15 protein-coding genes and 1 pseudogene are annotated in these 17312 nt (G+C 43.4%); 15 read left to right on the top strand and 1 reads right to left on the bottom strand.

Annotated elements, in window-relative coordinates; all coding sequences use genetic code 11:
* Window positions 1-41 precede the first annotated feature (41 nt).
* The 10 genes and pseudogenes from hisZ to CI597_RS04830 all read left to right on the top strand — a co-directional run bounded on the left by hisZ (window position 42) and on the right by CI597_RS04830 (window position 11466).
* On the top strand, window positions 42-1253 hold the full coding sequence (gene hisZ / locus CI597_RS04870; protein ID WP_024727769.1) for an ATP phosphoribosyltransferase regulatory subunit: 1212 nt from the start codon (window positions 42-44) through the stop codon (window positions 1251-1253).
* A 1-nt stretch (window position 1254) separates the two neighbouring features.
* Entirely contained in the window at window positions 1255-1908 is a 654-nt protein-coding gene (gene hisG, locus CI597_RS04865; RefSeq protein WP_006567182.1) for an ATP phosphoribosyltransferase, read from the top strand.
* 4 nt (window positions 1909-1912) lie between these two features.
* A complete protein-coding gene (gene hisD / locus CI597_RS04860) occupies window positions 1913-3208 on the top strand; it encodes a histidinol dehydrogenase (RefSeq protein WP_024727768.1) in 1296 nt (431 codons plus the stop codon).
* Between the two features lie 14 nt (window positions 3209-3222).
* On the top strand, window positions 3223-3810 hold the full coding sequence (gene hisB / locus CI597_RS04855) for an imidazoleglycerol-phosphate dehydratase HisB (RefSeq protein WP_024727767.1): 588 nt from the start codon (window positions 3223-3225) through the stop codon (window positions 3808-3810).
* Window positions 3811-5049, top strand: coding sequence for a bifunctional phosphoribosyl-AMP cyclohydrolase/phosphoribosyl-ATP diphosphatase HisIE (gene hisIE / locus CI597_RS04850; protein ID WP_024727766.1), 1239 nt, complete (start codon window positions 3811-3813; stop codon window positions 5047-5049).
* A 78-nt stretch (window positions 5050-5127) separates the two neighbouring features.
* On the top strand, window positions 5128-5292 hold the full coding sequence (locus tag CI597_RS18100; RefSeq protein WP_009289798.1) for a hypothetical protein: 165 nt from the start codon (window positions 5128-5130) through the stop codon (window positions 5290-5292).
* A 128-nt stretch (window positions 5293-5420) separates the two neighbouring features.
* The gene (alaS, locus tag CI597_RS04845) at window positions 5421-8060 is read left to right on the top strand and encodes an alanine--tRNA ligase (RefSeq protein ID WP_024727765.1); all 2640 of its coding nucleotides are present in this window, start codon (window positions 5421-5423) and stop codon (window positions 8058-8060) included.
* Between the two features lie 336 nt (window positions 8061-8396).
* A pseudogene (locus CI597_RS19700) lies at window positions 8397-8865 on the top strand (recombinase family protein).
* A gap of 364 nt (window positions 8866-9229) precedes the next feature.
* A complete protein-coding gene (locus tag CI597_RS17710; protein ID WP_024727764.1) occupies window positions 9230-11224 on the top strand; it encodes a leucine-rich repeat domain-containing protein in 1995 nt (664 codons plus the stop codon).
* A 17-nt stretch (window positions 11225-11241) separates the two neighbouring features.
* Window positions 11242-11466 carry a hypothetical protein gene (locus tag CI597_RS04830; RefSeq protein ID WP_024727763.1) on the top strand — a complete coding sequence of 75 codons (225 nt, stop codon included), beginning with the start codon at window positions 11242-11244 and terminating at the stop codon, window positions 11464-11466.
* Between the two features lie 648 nt (window positions 11467-12114).
* On the opposite strand, the gene CI597_RS04820 is transcribed toward CI597_RS04830, so the two are convergent.
* Entirely contained in the window at window positions 12115-13707 is a 1593-nt protein-coding gene (locus CI597_RS04820; RefSeq protein ID WP_235824548.1) for a X2-like carbohydrate binding domain-containing protein, read from the bottom strand.
* A 238-nt stretch (window positions 13708-13945) separates the two neighbouring features.
* Here CI597_RS04820 and CI597_RS04815 point away from each other — a divergent pair, with 238 nt between their 5' ends.
* The 5 genes from CI597_RS04815 (at window position 13946) to CI597_RS04795 (ending at window position 17309) form a co-directional block, all read left to right on the top strand.
* The gene (locus CI597_RS04815) at window positions 13946-14251 is read left to right on the top strand and encodes a hypothetical protein (RefSeq protein ID WP_006567175.1); all 306 of its coding nucleotides are present in this window, start codon (window positions 13946-13948) and stop codon (window positions 14249-14251) included.
* 151 nt (window positions 14252-14402) lie between these two features.
* Window positions 14403-14579 (top strand): 30S ribosomal protein S21, encoded by a 177-nt coding sequence (rpsU, locus tag CI597_RS04810; protein ID WP_006567174.1) that lies wholly within the window; start codon window positions 14403-14405, stop codon window positions 14577-14579.
* Between the two features lie 113 nt (window positions 14580-14692).
* Window positions 14693-14959: a YabP/YqfC family sporulation protein gene (locus tag CI597_RS04805; RefSeq protein ID WP_024727761.1), complete on the top strand. Its 267-nt coding sequence runs from the start codon at window positions 14693-14695 to the stop codon at window positions 14957-14959.
* Window positions 14960-14971: 12 nt separating this feature from the next.
* A complete protein-coding gene (locus CI597_RS04800; RefSeq protein ID WP_024727760.1) occupies window positions 14972-16207 on the top strand; it encodes a sporulation protein YqfD in 1236 nt (411 codons plus the stop codon).
* 94 nt (window positions 16208-16301) lie between these two features.
* Window positions 16302-17309: a PhoH family protein gene (locus CI597_RS04795; protein WP_006567170.1), complete on the top strand. Its 1008-nt coding sequence runs from the start codon at window positions 16302-16304 to the stop codon at window positions 17307-17309.
* The last annotated feature ends 3 nt before the right edge of the window (window positions 17310-17312 follow it).

The following is a 17312-nucleotide window of genomic DNA, read 5'->3' as shown; positions in this document are numbered from 1 at the left end:
ATTACCACTTTAGTGTATTGAAGTGAAGAAGGAGAAGAATTATGAATCAGAAGAGGGTCCATACGCCGGAAGGAGTAAGGGATATATACGGATTGGAATGTAAAAAGAGACTCAGGTTAAAGGATAAATTAAATCATGTATTTGCCCTCTACGGCTATGAGAATATCATAACCCCAACTTTTGAATTTTTCGATATATTTAACAGTGAGAAAGGAACTGTTTCCTCTAAAGAGATGTACAAATTTTTTGACCGGGAGGGAAATACCCTGGTCCTGCGGCCGGACATCACGCCTTCTGTGGCACGGTGCGTGGCAAAGTATTATGACAGTGAGGAACGGAATCTGCGGTTTGCCTATACCGGGAATGTCTTTTTGAATAATTCCAGCTATCAGCTGAAACTAAAGGAAACCTGCCAGATGGGCGCAGAGCTCATCAATGATCCTTCCAGCCACGGAGACGGAGAGATCATCGCCATGGCGCTCGACTGCTGCCTGAATGCCGGACTGAAAGATTTCCGGCTGACCATTGGCCAGGTCGAGTATTTCCAGGGACTCGTAGAGTGTATAGAAGATGAAGACGTAAAAGAGCAGTTAAGAGAGCTGATCATCAATAAAAATTTCTTCGGCCTGATCGAATTTGTGGAAAGCCTAGATATTCCCCAGGCCGTAAAAGATGTTTTTGTCCAGTTCAATGAGCTCAACGGCGATGTAGACATTTTAGATAAGGCCGATGCCCTTGTGTCTAATGAGACATCAAAGAGAGCCATCCGGAAGCTGAGAAAAGTTTACCGGATGCTTAAGGTGTACGGGCTGGAGCAGTACATAAGCTTTGATCTGGGCATGCTGAGCCGTCATAATTACTACACCGGGGTTATTTTTAAGGCATATACCTACGGAACCGGAGACGCAGTTTTAAAAGGAGGCCGTTACGACAACCTGATCGAACAGTTCGGAAAGAAAGCACCGTCCATCGGTTTTGCCATCGTGCTAGACAGCCTGATGATGGCGCTGGAACGCCAGAAGATCCAAATGGAGGCCGATTTCACAGACATGCTGATCGTCTATGAAGAGGAGGCCATGGAAGCCGCCATCCCGGCAGCTGTGGGCTATCGGAAAGAAGGAAAGACAGTCATACTGGAAAAGAAGGACAGGAATCTGGAAGATTATATGGCCATGTCTTCGGATCACCGGATCGGATGCGTTTTGTACTATGAAACCGGGGATACCGTCAGGGATTTAATGAAAGGGCAGTGAGATGAGATATATAACATTTGCATTGGCAAAAGGAAGGCTTGCCAAGAAGACATTATCTTTGCTGGAACAGATAGGGATTACCTGCGAAGAGATGAAGGATGAAAAAACAAGAAAACTGATTTTTGTAAACGAAGATCTGAAGCTTAAATTTTTCCTCTCCAAGGCCAGCGATGTGCCTACTTACGTGGAATACGGGGCAGCAGACATCGGGGTGGTCGGAAAGGATACGATCCTGGAAGAAGGACGGAATCTTTACGAGGTGCTGGACCTTGGATTCGGTAAATGCAGGATGTGCGTTTGCGGGCCGAAAGAAGCCAAAAAGTATTTAAACGGCAGTCAGCTGATCCGGGTGGCGTCCAAATATCCGAATATCGCGAAAGAGTATTTCTATAATAAAAAACTCCAGACCGTGGAGATCGTAAAGCTCAACGGTTCCGTGGAACTGGCACCGATCGTCGGCCTTTCAGAGGTTATTGTGGATATCGTGGAGACGGGGTCTACACTAAGGGAGAACGGACTGGAAGTGCTGGAAGAGATCTGTCCGCTCTCTGCAAGGATGGTCGTAAACCAGGTGAGTCAGAGAATGGAGCAGGAGAGGATCAGTAAAATTGTGACTGCATTAAAGAAGTTGTTAGACGAGAAGAAACAGGGGTAGTGCCATGAGAATTGTAAAAGTAAATGAAGATTCTATTGCGGATATTTTAAACGATCTGCTGAAGAGAAGCCCGAATCACTACGAGGGGTACGAAGAGCAGGTAAATGCCATCGTCAATGATGTAAAAGCCAGAGGCGATGAGGCGGTGTTTGAGTACACCGAGAAGTTTGACGGAACAAAGCTTACGGCAGACACTGTGCTGGTGACGGAGGCTGAGATCGAGGAAGCGTATGAAAAAGTAGAGCCAAAGCTTCTTGACATCATCAGAAAGGCTATCGTCAATATCCGGGACTTCCATCAAAAGCAGAAGCAGAACAGCTGGTTTGACACACAAAAGAACGGCATTTTACTTGGACAGAAGGTGACTCCACTTGCCAGGTGCGGAGTGTATGTGCCGGGAGGAAAGGCGGTCTATCCGTCTTCTGTGCTCATGAACGTTGTGCCGGCTCATGTGGCAGGAGTGAAAGAAATCATCATGGTGACACCTCCGGGCAGGGACGGAAAGGTCAATCCGAATACTCTGGTGGCGGCCAAAGAAGCCGGAGCCGAAAAGGTATACAAAGCAGGGGGCGCCCAGGCAATAGCGGCTCTGGCTTTCGGCACAGAATCAATCCCGAAGGTAGACAAGATCGTGGGACCGGGGAATATCTACGTGGCTCTGGCGAAAAAAGCAGTGTACGGCAATGTGAGTATCGACTCCATCGCGGGACCGAGCGAGATCCTCGTGCTGGCCGATGACAGCGCCAATCCCCGGTATGTGGCCGCGGACCTGTTATCCCAGGCAGAACATGATGAGATGGCCAGCGCTATCCTGGTGACGACGAGTGAGACACTGGCAAAACAGGTTTCTGAAGAAGTGGATGGATTCCTGAAAAAGCTCTCAAGAACGGAGATCATGGAAAAATCTCTGGATTCTTTCGGATATATTTTAATCGCCAAAGATTTAAAAGAAGCAGTGGACGCGGCAAATTCTATCGCCTCAGAGCACCTGGAGATCATGATGGAAAATCCGTTTGATGTCATGACAAGGATCGAAAACGCGGGGGCAATCTTTGTCGGACAGTACAGCTGTGAGCCGCTGGGAGATTATTTTGCAGGCCCGAACCATGTACTCCCCACCAACGGAACAGCAAGGTTTTTCTCACCACTGAGTGTGGACGATTTTATCAAGAAATCCAGTGTGATTTATTATTCGAGAGAGGCTCTTAAACCGGTCCACAAAGATATCGAAACATTTGCAGAGCAGGAAGAATTGACAGCCCATGCCAATTCTATTAAAGTGAGATTTGAAAACGAATAGAGAAAGGAAGCAATATGAGTCGCAGCGCGGAAATTATCCGGAACACAAGTGAAACGAAGATTAAACTGTTTATCGACCTGGACGGCAGGGGAGCCTCTGAGGTGGACACAGGGATCGGTTTTTTTGACCACATGCTGATCAGTTTTGCAAAGCATGGTTTTTTTGACCTGAGAGTGAAGGTGGACGGCGACCTGCATGTGGACAGCCATCACACCATTGAAGACACGGGGATCGTTCTTGGTGAAGCGATCAAACAGGCGGCAGGAGATAAAAAGGGCATCAAACGGTATGGCTCCTTTGTACTGCCGATGGACGAAACTCTCGTGCTGTGCGGTCTGGATTTATCCGGAAGGCCGTATTTTGACACGGACCTTAGCTTTACTGCGGACAGGGTCGGAGGATTTGACACGGAGATGGTCCGGGAATTTTTCTATGCGGTATCTTATGCCGGTGCCATGAATCTGCATATCAGGCAGCTCTCCGGCACCAATAATCATCATCTGATGGAGGCGGCATTTAAGGCATTTGCAAAGGCATTGGACGAGGCAACCGGTATGGACCCGCGGATTGCGGATGTGCTTTCCACGAAAGGGGCATTATAGATGGAACGACAGAAAAAAATCATTCCCTGCATTTATGGGGAAAAGCTTGCAGAAGCGGCAAAGGCATACGATCATTCAGGTGCAGATGCCGTCAGCTATTACGACGAGAAAATAACTGCGGAGACAGTGAAAGAGATTGCAAAGGATATTGACATCCCGCTTTATGCCGGAGGAGGCATTGAAGACCTGGAAGACGTGAAGAAAATTCTTTATGCCGGAGCCGATAAGGTCTGCCTTGGAAAAACAGTCCTTGTGGACAAGGAAATCGTTAAAAAGGCCGGGGACCGGTTCGGAAAGGATCAGATCATCGTGTCCGTGGATCTGGAAAGCCAGGAAGAACCGGTATCATTTGCGAAGGAAATGGCGAGGCTCGGAGCTGGAGAACTGCTTTTACTGGCAGACAAAGGGTATGAAACATTTGCATCCCTGATCAAAGAAATTAAAGAAGTATCTGGCCTTCCGGTGATGGTGAGCATTTCAGATCCGAAAGAAGCTGTCCGCATCTTAGAACTTACCGGTGCCGACGATTTGGCGGTGGCATCCAGAGAGACGTTTGGAGTCATGGAACTGAAACACGAGTGCAGGGCTGCAAAATTCGGCGTCAACACATTTGAAAGTTCTATGAGCTTTGATGAATTTAAATTAAACAGTGATGGAATGCTAACCGTGGTAACTCAGGATTATAAGACCAATGAAGTGCTCATGGTTGCTTATATGACAAAGGAAGCGTTTGAAAAGACCGTCGAGACCGGTATCATGACTTATTACAGCCGCAGCAGAAATGAGCTGTGGACCAAGGGAGATACCTCGGGACATTATCAGTATGTAAAGTCTTTGACCATTGACTGCGACAAAGATACACTTTTGGCTAAGGTTGAGCAGGTGGGGAATGCCTGCCATACAGGGAGCTATTCCTGCTTTTTTACGGATCTTGTAAAGAAGGAATACAAAGATGACAACCCGATGGAAGTGTTCCAGTCTGTCTACGATGTGATTATGGACCGCAAAAAGCATCCGAAGGAAGGTTCCTATACGAATTATTTATTTGAAAAGGGAATTGATAAGATCCTTAAAAAAGTAGGGGAAGAAGCCACGGAGATCGTCATTGCGGCGAAAAATCCGGATGTGGAGGAAATGAAGTATGAGATTTCTGATTTCCTGTACCATCTGATGGTCCTGATGGCAGAGCGGGGTATGACCTGGGACGAGGTGACCAGGGAATTAATTGAAAGAAAATAATTGTCATTCGCTGTCCGATTTGATATAATTGCCACATGAGCAAACCAAAGAACCGTGGTTTGATAAAGGAGGCAGGACATGCACGCATATTTATCAGAGTTTGTCACATATCTGATCAAGTTTATTTTTTTGCTTGCCGTATCGGTAGGAGGCGTTTTTTTCGGAAAGAAGATGGCTGTCGGTAAGATGCAGAAGAAAGCGCAGCAGAAAGCAAAGAATGAGCAGAAACCGGATCAGGAATAAGATGTGTAAGATAGAATGGAAAGCCTTCTGATGCAGCAGAAGGTTTTTCTTTGCTGTAAAGGAAGCTGCCACCATAGGCATCTGTCCGGGCAGAATAGTTTCATATTAATTTTTAGGAGGATGGAGATTTGAAATCGTATGGAGTAAATGAATTAAGGAAAATGTTCCTTGATTTTTTTGAGAGCAAAGATCATTTGGTGATGAAGAGTTTTTCTCTGGTGCCTCAGAATGATAAGAGTCTTTTGCTGATCAATGCAGGTATGGCCCCGTTAAAGCCATATTTTACAGGCCAGGAAGTGCCCCCGAAGACCAGAGTTGCGACCTGTCAGAAGTGTATCCGTACCGGAGATATCGAGAATGTCGGAAAGACAGCGCGTCACGGAACATTTTTTGAGATGCTCGGAAACTTTTCTTTCGGGGATTATTTTAAGAAGGAAGCAATCCGCTGGTCATGGGAGTTTTTGACTGAGGTTGTGGGACTTGATCCGGAACGTCTGTATCCTTCTGTCTATCTGGATGACGACGAGGCATTCGAGATCTGGGAGAAGGAAATCGGCATTGCTCCTGAGAGGATCTTCCGTTTCGGAAAAGAGGACAACTTCTGGGAGCACGGTGCAGGACCATGCGGACCGTGTTCAGAGATTTATTATGACCGGGGAGAGAAGTACGGATGCGGAAGCCCTGATTGTACGGTGGGCTGTGAATGCGACCGCTACATGGAAGTATGGAACAATGTCTTCACACAGTTTGAAAATGACGGAAACGGCAATTACGAAGAATTAGACAATAAAAATATTGATACCGGAATGGGGCTTGAGCGTCTGGCTGTCGTAGTCCAGGAAGTGGATTCTATCTTCGATGTGGATACGATCAAAGCGATCCGTGACAGGATCTGTGAACTGGCAGGCGTGACTTATGGCGCTGATGAGAAGAATGACATTTCTATCCGAGTGATTACAGACCATATCCGGTCTGCATCCTTTATGATTTCCGACGGTGTCATGCCGTCCAATGAAGGCCGCGGATATGTGCTGCGCCGTCTGATCCGCCGTGCGGCAAGACACGGAAGGATGCTTGGCATGAAGGATCTGTTTTTGGCCGGACTCAGTAAGACCGTGATCGCAGAGTCCAAAGACGGATATCCGGAACTGAAGGAAAAAGAAGAATTTATTTACAAGGTTCTTACAACAGAGGAAGAACAGTTCAACAGGACTATCGACCAGGGACTTCAGATTCTTGCGGACATGGAAGAAGCCATGTCCAAAGAAGGAAAGAAGGAGCTTGCAGGAAAGGATGCCTTTAAGCTCTATGATACTTATGGATTCCCTCTGGATCTGACAAAGGAGATTCTTGAGGAAAAAGGCATTTCCGTAGATGAGGAAGGATTCCAGAAATCCATGGAACAGCAGAGAAAGCAGGCGAGAGAGGCCCGGGAGACGACCAACTACATGGGAGCCGACGCAACAGTCTATGAACAGCTGGACCCTGCTATGACCTCTGAGTTTGTCGGATATGATTCACTGACCTGCGAATCAGAGATCATTGCCATGACGACGGATAAAGAGCTGACGGACTCTTTAGTGGAAGGGCAGAGAGGAACGATCATCTGTTCCAGGACGCCGTTTTATGCCACAAGCGGAGGACAGGAAGCGGATCAGGGCGTGATCCTGAGCGAAAATTCCTCTTTTGCCGTGGAAGATGTGATTAAGCTTTCCGGAGGAAAATTCGGACATGTAGGATATGTAAATGAAGGAAATTTAAGTGTCGGTGAGAAGGTTCTTTTAAATGTCAATGAGAGAAACCGCCGTCAGACAGAGAAGAATCACAGTGCCACCCATCTTCTGCAGAAGGCGCTGCGCACCGTGCTGGGAAGCCATGTAGAACAGGCCGGTTCCAGCAACAATGCAAAGCATTTGAGGTTTGACTTTACTCATTTCTCTCCGATGACACCGGAAGAGATCAAAAAGGTGGAGGATATCGTAAATGAGGAGATCGCTGCCAGTCTGCCGGTGGAGACGAAGCTGATGTCTATGGACGAGGCCAAGAATACCGGTGCTATGGCTCTGTTCGGCGAGAAATACGGGGATGAAGTGCGTGTCGTTTCTATGGGAGATTTCTCTGTGGAACTCTGCGGAGGTACCCATGTTTCTAACACAGGCACCATCACTGCATTCAAGATTCTTTCAGAGACGGGAGTTGCGGCCGGAGTCCGAAGGATCGAGGCTATCACAGACAAAGCGGTCTTTGAGTATTATGAGAAGATGGAAGAAGAACTTATGGAGGCCGCAAAGGTTGTAAAATCAACCCCGTCTAAACTGATGGTACGCCTGGAAGCCCTGATGGCAGAGCTGAAAGAACTTCACAGCGAAAACGAGTCTCTAAAGAGCAAGTTGGCGAAAGATGCTCTCGGGGATGTGATGGATCAGGTGCAGGAAGTAAACGGAGTGAAACTTCTGGCGGCAAAAGTGACCGATGTGGATATGAACGGCCTGCGCGAGCTGGGTGATTCCCTGAAAGAAAAACTTGGGGAGGGCGTCATAGTTCTGGCATCTTCTCTGGGCGGAAAAGTGTTCCTTGTGGCTATGGCTACCGACGGGGCACAGAAAGCCGGAGCCCATGCGGGAAATCTGATCAAAGGCATCGCAGGATGTGTCGGAGGCGGCGGAGGCGGCCGTCCGAATATGGCGCAGGCAGGCGGAAAGAAGCCGGAAGGAATCGATGATGCGATCGCGCAGGCGAAGGAAGAACTGGCCGGACAGCTGAAGTAAATAGAACTAAGTTAAAAAACCATGGACGTGCAGCAAAGGGTTGCATTCCATGGTTTTTACTGTTATGAGCGTATTTAAAATATAATTATAGAATTAGTTGAATTTGTATGATATCTATGACAGGACAAAAAACTACTATTTTAATTGTGCTATTCTAAAAAAAGTAAATAATTTCATATCAATAAAAAAGGATGATTATGGAAAAATAGTATGGTTTATTTCTTGTACATTTCTTCATAGATTTGTACGTCGTTTGTTTATTGTTTTGTTCATATTTTGAAATATTGCCTTGATTATAATTTCCTTTGTGGATAACAGATAAAGGAGGAATTTAACATGGCGAAATACGCATATATCCGAGTTTCGAGCAAAGACCAGAATATCGCAAGACAGGTGGAAGCCATGCAGGAAATTGGACTGACGAAGAAACAGATGTATATTGACAGACAGTTGGGAAAGGATTTTGAACGCAGGAATTATCAAAGGCTGGTGAGGAAACTGAAAGCAGGCGACGAGCTTTATATCAAGTCCATAGACCGTCTGGGACGTGATTATGATGAAATACTGGAGCAATGGCGTTACGGGAAAATTTATAGCGGATTTGGTATTACAGATATTTTCCTACGTCGCCCAGATTGAAAAAGAAAACACAAAACAAAGGCAGGCGGAGGGAATACGTATCGCAAAGGAAAAAGGCGTACAGTTCGGGCGACCAAAACATGATTTCCCGGAGGATTTTGAAGAAATCTATCATCACACCACGTTTGCGAGGTGGATAGCCCGTTACCAGCAACCAAAGGCATAGAGAAATGGCATAAAAAGTAGACTTTCTACACCACTTCTAAACTTTGTTTTTTTGTACTGATTTAAGTTTAAAACCACTATTTTTATCCAAAATTATCCTATACTAAATGATAACACACACGGCACAAAAAGTCTGCTTTTTGTGCCGTGTGTATTTCTGACCACTCAATCCTTTTATCCTGATGTGAATATCATAATCTACATTGAGGGGAGGGGGAAAACGAGATAACGGCAAAGCGAAGATTTCTTATAATGAGAAATCGGGAGAGCGAACCAGAGAAACAACAGCTCATGGAGATGCAGGATTTGCCCTGTCTGGTTCAAGACCTCCACAAATATGAAAAATCAAAAAGGAGAGAAATAAGATGAAGCAAAAAAAATTGAAAAGCCTACTCGCCTGCGTGCTCGTCTTATGTATGGTCATTGGCGTACAGTCTAATCTTGCTTTCGCACAGGAAAATGATGATACTATAGTGCAGGAAAATGAAGCTGACTATACGACGGATATGACAGATAACACTGATACAACAGATGATACGACTGGTGCAACAACGGACGACACCAAAGATACAGACACTACAGGCAAAGATGATGTAAACCCGGAAACAGAGAGCGAACCTACGAATCTGAACCGTAGTATTGCTCCTACTAGTCTGGATGACGGTTCCGGCACAGGCATTGTGCCACAGTCTGATACTAGCAATAACGTTACTGTAACAATTGACTCTGATAGTTTTAGCAAATATAGCGATGTTATCAATGAGATTAAATTTACAAATACAGATAACGCCCAGCAAATAACTGTTTCCAAAGACGCAAAAGTTTCTTTATCAGTTACTTATGCTGACAATATTCAGAATGCAGTTCTTGCATGCGCTGCTTTTGATGCTGATGGTAACTGGGTAGCGGATTGCCGTGCAGGAAGTACTGATTTTACTGAATATTATATAAATAAACCACAAGCCGATTACACCATTCGGGTAATCGGACTGACTGAATACAATGTTGAAGGTGACACCTTGACTTTTTCCGGATCTGGGGAAATATCTACTTGTGGAGATGTGATAGTAGGCAAACAACCGTGGAACCAAAACGATGTCAGCAGGGTAATTATTTCTGAGGGGATTACTAGCGTAGGAGACCAAACATTTAAGAATGTTAAAAATTGGAGCACGAATACAAGCATCTCCTTGCCCGACACGCTAACAGAAATCAAACAATATGGCTTTAACAACTGCAATTTAGCAGGCTACATTAGACTACCTAAAACTTTAAACAGTATTGGAAAGTATGGATTATCCAACTTTGGAAATAAGGTCATTTTTAACATGACCGAAAATATCCCGACAACCTTTGTTTCTAACTCTTTCGCTACCTACACAGGCAGTAACTCTGCTGTTGTATATGTTTCTGACAAAGCGCAAGTTGCAAACATTGGTGGTACCCATAATAACCTAAATACGAATAGCGGATATAGCCACGTATTTCTTATTACAGATGGGGGGACTTTTCCAGAGGATACGGTGTTTTCTCTTGATGAATATGCAGCTCCTGTAAAATCTGGATACACTTTTGATGGGTGGGAAGAAATTGACATAATAAACTCCCCGGTAAACAAGTTGGATAATTCCGGTCACACTTATCAGGCTAAATGGATTGAAAAAGCTGACAACTCAATTACATTCAAAAACCCACTTAATCTTGATAGGATTTATGATAAAACCCCAGTTTCATTATCAAAAGATGATTGTATCGTAACAGGCGATAACAGAGATGTTACATTCTCTTATCAGGTCAAAGACGGTAATAATTGGAATGACATTGATACTGCTCCAAAAAATGCTGGCACATATCGAGTGAAAGCGACTGTTGCAGAAGACGATACTTATAAGAGAGCGGAGACAGCTTGGAAAGAGTTTACAATCAGCAAGGCAGACCCGACTTATAAATCACCAACTGGCTTGACGGCAACTGTCGGACAGACCCTTGCAGACGTAGCACTTCCAGAGGGCTTTGCGTGGCAGGACGCTACAACAACTTCTGTTGGAAGTGCTGGAACGAATACATTCAAAGTAACTTATACACCAGAAGATACGGATAATTACAATACTGTAAAAGATGTTGAAGTTACATTGACTGTCAAGGAAAAAGACACACAGAAGCCAACAACAGACGATAACAAGAAACCGTCTGCAACGGATACAGATAAGAAACCGGAAAGCACAGATACGCAGACAGCGGCTAACAGCCCCAAGACCGGCGACAGCACGAATATGACAACGTGGCTTGCACTAATGTTCGTATCTCTTGGTCTGCTGGCTGGCGTATTCACAGTAAGGAAATCACGCAGGAGCAGATAAAGACTGTGGGGAATTTTATGGACAGAGATATTTTTGAGGACATGAAGATTGAAACGGGGTGTGCTTATTTTTCAGATTTACCCTACATCAAGGAAACAGTAGAGAAGAAACTGCTTGAACTTCGGTTTGACCTCTATTCCAAAGAACAGCTTCAGGAATTTTGTGACTATGTTTTTCATGACAACGGAGCTGTTTATCAGTCTCTTATGATGAAATACCGCAGGGACAGCAGATACAATTAGACTTGCAGGAAAAGATATACAACTAAATATTGCTTTAATCGGCTCGTACAAATCACATGTTTTGTACGGGCTTTTTCATTTCATAGGAAAGTTCTACGACCTTCCCTATGAAAAAAAACGCTCCGCGGGTTGTGCACAGATGCGTAAGGAAGTTATTTGCCTGCGGCAAATTGCATCTGGCACGCAAAGTTGTCAAGCCCCTCAAAGAGTGAGGGGTTGGGGAGATGAAGTGGGCTTGCCCACTTTGTTCTACTCCCTTTTCTGTATTTCTAACAATGGACAAATATTCTTGTGATTATACTTCGTTCGAAGTTTTGAATTATATAATTCAAATATCTGATGATAATCTTGCCACAGCTTTACGTAAGCTGTCAGAGATACACTGTTTTGTGTTATCTCCCATGTTGGTTTTATTGTCATATCAAGGCTCATTCAATCGTGGTTAATTCGTGGTAATAAGGATAATTAAAGATCGCATATAAAATTTTATTTAAATAAAAAATTCACATTGAGAATCAGGGAGTAAAAAATAGCGTGTGTAAGTTCAAAAGGAACTTCACACGCTATTTTTCACTCCTGACCTTTAAACTGAATTATTTTATCTTTTCTCAGTTTGAAAAGAGGGCTATCTAATTACGAAGAAAAAACTCAGTACGCTTTCACAGATGTACTTTTTGAGTATGCTCCATATACTTTCTGATTCGTTGAATCATAATAGTAATATCTTACCTGAACGTAGTACCGTGCATTTTTCTTTAATCCTGTTTTTGTATATACATTTTTACCTAATCCCGTTGTTTTGTAAGCCGCATTTTTCATGCTGCTGCTTCGGGAGTAGCGGAAACGGAATGCACGTCTTGTTCCGTCTGCTTTTGTGTAAGTCTTTGATTTTGCTGTGAATCCAACTCCTTTGCCGGATTTGCCTTTTACAGACAAAGCAGAAGCCCTGCCGACACTTAACTTTGAAAACTTTGCAGTGAGTGTTACATTTAATCTGTCATCTGGAACTGTTGTCACGGTTTTTCCGTTGTAGGTCCATCCGACAAACTCATAACCTTTTCTTCCGGCTGCCTTATAGCTTTTCTTGTTCCATCCGGGAAGCTTACTTCCGGCAGTTCTGTTTGATAATGTCGTAATGGATTTGCCTTTATATCCTTTTAAAATCAGGTTTGTGTTTTTTGAGGATTTTATGATATCGACTTCACAGATCGGATCACTGCCCTCATCGAAATCAAACGTTAAATGTTGTTTTCCTACGGCAAATTGGCTGAAATAATTCTTGTTGATTGTTACAATTTTGTCTCCGACAGTATAATCTTTTCCGCTTGTCAAGGTTTGGGATCCGTTTTTGATGTCTTTTAAAGTTCGACCGTTATTATCAACACCTATGACGATATCGCCTTGTTTCGATAAATCGAATGTCTGAGGAGTCTTAACAGATGCATTTACCATCGGTGTTATTTTGATGGTTCCGAGGGTGACAGCGGCTACTGCATTGTTAAAGTCATTTCCGGCAGAAGTCACAGTAATTGTGTAATCACCTTCCAGTAGTGTATTTAAGTCGGCCTGAGTAAAAGTAAAGGATACCTCACCGTTTTTAGTCGCTGTGGCTTTCTCTGTGACTTTAGCAACATTGCTGTTGTCATTGATGGATGCGGTTAACTCAAGAGAAGCTGGATTTGTATTTGAAAAGAATGCTTTGTCAAGTTTTGCCTTGATCTCCCCATCGGCTGTTTCAAAATTGCTTCTTGATTTTGTCAGCGAGATGGACTTGTCAATGGTTACTGTCGGGGTTTCTTTATTAACAATAATAGAACCAATCGTTGCTTCTGCAACAGGATTTTCACTGTCAGTTGTAGATTTAGCTTTAATGTCGTAAGTACCTGCGGGTAATAGATTTAAATCTTCCTTTGTAAAGCTAAAATTTACTTCGGTAGCTGGGTCTGTTGTTTTTGTTTCTTTGGTAATAGGACCTGACTTGATTGTTTTTTCTACGGTTCCAACTTTGTATGCGATTGTAGCTTCCACAGTTACTCCTATAGCCGGAGTTGTATTTGAAAGAGATGCTTTTACATCCTTAGTCTCGGAAAATTGTGAAACGGTTCCTGTGATAGAAGCAGTTCCTGAAATAGTAGTAGTTGGAGGTGTTGTTACATCGTCTGCACGGATTGGAGTTATGGTAAATACGGTCACCATAATCATGCATAACATTACGCTGCATATTTGTTTCAATTTTTTCATTTGTACCTTCCTTTCTTTTAGATGAACTAGTTGTTTCATAAATCTGTATTTATAAAGATTAATAAATTTATAATTAATACTATATTAACATATATTAGAAAAAAATAGAATGAAAAGCTATTAAAATACTCATGATATTGTGATTGTATAAATAGTTGATTGAAAATTAAAAGAATGATATAATATATGAAAAGTTTGTGGAACCAATTTAACGATTCGGATATTAGGAGAATGTTATATGCTAAAGAAAAAGCAGCAGATCTATCAGGGCAGATCCGTAAAGAAATTCAATGAAATCCGGGATATCTTAGACATCTATCATGTAAAATATACATATCAGGTAAAAGACACCGTCAATGATACTGGAAGCGACTCACCGCTGTCCTTTTTAGGCCGGCAGCAGGGAATGGCACCGAGGGCTTTTACCGGAAGTGCAGGGGTAGCCGCAGAAGATTTAAAAAATTATTGTATTTACGCAGTTGAAGAAGAGGTAAAGACAAAGGTGCCCGAGCATCTTCTTAAAGAGATCTGGAATCCTCTCTAAAGTCAACTATAAAAACTCATTTTTTCCGTTGAAAAACATGATTTTAACTATTGACGAATATCCCAATTATGGTATAATAATCTAGTGCAAGAAAGTGCCCAAACAGTCATAATGCACAATATAAGGCTGGAGGGGAGGTCAGGAATTAAGAATGTCAAACGTTATCGTTAAAGAAAATGAATCTTTAGACAGCGCTCTTCGCAGATTTAAAAGAAACTGTGCCAAAGCAGGTATTCAGCAGGAAATCCGCAAAAGAGAGCATTACGAAAAACCAAGTGTTCGTCGTAAGAAAAAGTCTGAAGCGGCTCGTAAAAGAAAAGTAAAATAATAGAAGCAGGCATCGTATACTTGAGGTATACGGTGCTTTTCTTTTGCATATATTAAAACAACGATAGGATGCTTAAGTGTGCTGCTGCGCCAAAAAGCATAGTGAGGGTCTATATGAAGAAAAAGCCAAAGGAGGCATTAGCCAAAGGTTTATCCCTTCCAAGAGATGTGGTCTTTGGCGATTTTATTATTACCTTAACCGGCAATGAACAGGTGATGATTGAAAATTATAAGGGAATCCTGTCTTACGAAGAAAATCAAATCGCCGTCCAGGGAAACCACGTGGTTTTGAGGATCATAGGGACAAATCTTGTCATTCAATATTATTCCATGGAAATTATGAAGGTGACCGGCGAAATCACACGGCTGGAATACGCATAAAGGAGAATCAGGATGGTCAGATTAATACAGTATTTTTTCGGAAGTATATTTTTAGAGATATCAGGTCCTTCCGTGGAACGTTTTCTTAACCTATGTGCAAAACAAAACCTGGTGCTCTGGAATCTGAAGCCGGGTGGGAATGGATATCAGTGTTCCGTACAAAAGAGAGCCTATGAAACTGTTCTGGCACTTGCAGAAAAAACCGGGACTTCAGTCCGGATTCTGGGGAGAAAGGGGCTTCCCTTTTTTTTATTGGAGCACCGGAAACGAAAGGTGTTTTTCTTCGGCATCGGCATGGCCTTAGTCCTGATGTTTTTAATGTCCCAGTTTATCTGGGAGATCACAGTGTCGGGAAATGAACGGTATTCCAAAAGCGATATGCTGAAATATGTAAAGAGCAATTTTTATCAAATCGGGACGTATAAGAAAAAGATTGACTGCAACCTGTTAGAGGAACATATCCGGGAAGACCACGAAGGCATTGCATGGGTTTCCTGTTCCATCAACGGCACCAGATTACATATTGACATAAAGGAATCATTGGACAGGAAAACGAAACAAAATCCCAGAAAGCCATGTGATATTGTTTCCAATAAAAAGGGAACAATTACTTCTATGTCAGTAAAAAGCGGCACTCCTTTAGTCCAGGTGGGAGACAAAGTAAAAAGGGGAGATACGCTCATTTCGGGAATGATCTATTATTACAGTGACGATTATCAGGTCACCGAGACAAGCAAGATCAAAGCCGACGGGCAAATTATTCTGAGAACCAAAGAAGATTACAAGGAGACCATACCGATTGCCACTTATGAGAAAAAGTTTATATCGAAAAGTACGCGGGTGGAAAGTATACAGCTGTTAAACTGGCAGCTCAAGCTTCCGATCAAGGAGCAGAAAGGGGATTATGACGTCTTAGGTGAGAAGAAACTGCTGCACATCGGTGATCTATATTTTCCAATCGGCATCACAACAAAGAAGTTTGAAGGATACGAACCCAAAAGAAGAGTTTTGACGGAAGCACAGGCTCAGGATAAGCTGAAAAAACGGCTCTCCGCATATGTCAATGACAAGAAGAAAAAGGGAATTAAAGTGATAAAAACCAACATTCAATATGAGAGACAGGGAAATGACTACATTGCCAAGGGGACGATTGATGTTGAGGAGCCGGTTGGAAAGATCAGAAATATAAAATCTCTGACGAAAAAACAGGTAGAAAAAATTACGCCGACAACCGCTGCTCCGCAGTAATTCTGTCTGCTGCCGTATGACAAAATGTTGAAAAGATCGGAGGCAAATGGTAAACTACTATTAATATAAGAAAATAAAATGTTGAGGAGTACCTATGAATCCAATAGAAATAGATTTGGAATTTCCTTCTGAGCATGGAGGAAATGTATTTGGACAATTTGATGTTTACATGAAGAAGATCGAAAAGACTCTTCATGTAAACTTGATTTTAAGAGACGGACAGCTGAAAGTGGTGGGCGGCGAAGAAGCTGTGAAAAAAGCGGAGTCTGTGATCGGGGAACTGCTGGAACTCTCCAGGAGAGGCAACATTATCACAGAACAGAATGTCAATTACGCTTTGTCCCTGTCCATGGAAGAAAAAAGCGGCCATCTGCTGGAACTGGATAAGGATGTGGTCTGCCACACCGTCCAGGGAAAGCCTGTGAAAGCCAAGACACTGGGACAGAAAAAATATCTGGAACAGATCTCAGAGAAGATGATCACGTTTGGAATCGGACCGGCAGGGACCGGAAAGACTTATCTGGCGATGGCCATGGCCATCACTGCATTTAAGAATGATGAAGTGAACCGCATCATCCTCACCAGGCCGGCCATAGAAGCCGGTGAGAAGCTTGGTTTTCTTCCGGGGGATCTGCAGAGCAAGGTAGATCCGTATTTAAGGCCGCTCTATGACGCTCTCTATGAGATCATGGGGGCAGATGCCTTTATGAAGAACATGGAAAAGGGTCTGATTGAGGTAGCTCCTCTGGCTTATATGAGGGGAAGGACACTGGATAATTCCTACATCGTCCTGGATGAGGCACAGAATACGACACCCGCCCAGATGAAGATGTTTTTAACCAGGATCGGTTTTGGATCAAAGGCGATCATTACCGGTGATCTGACCCAGAAAGATCTCCCGTTTGACAGTATTTCAGGCCTGGAAGAAGCAGTAAGAGTACTTGGGAAAATTCCGGATATCGGAATATGTAAGCTGACAAACAAGGACGTCGTGCGGCACCCTCTGGTACAGCAGATCGTCACGGCATATGATAAATATGAAGAAAGCAAAAACCGAAAGAAAAAAGAGAAAACTCCCCGGAAACGAATGAAAGACAGGTAAAGT

The sequence above is a fragment of the Anaerostipes hominis (ex Lee et al. 2021) genome (assembly GCF_002270485.1).
GTDB classification, from domain to species: Bacteria; Bacillota; Clostridia; order Lachnospirales; family Lachnospiraceae; genus Anaerostipes; species Anaerostipes hominis.
This window is presented reverse-complemented; position numbering and strand designations above follow the sequence as displayed.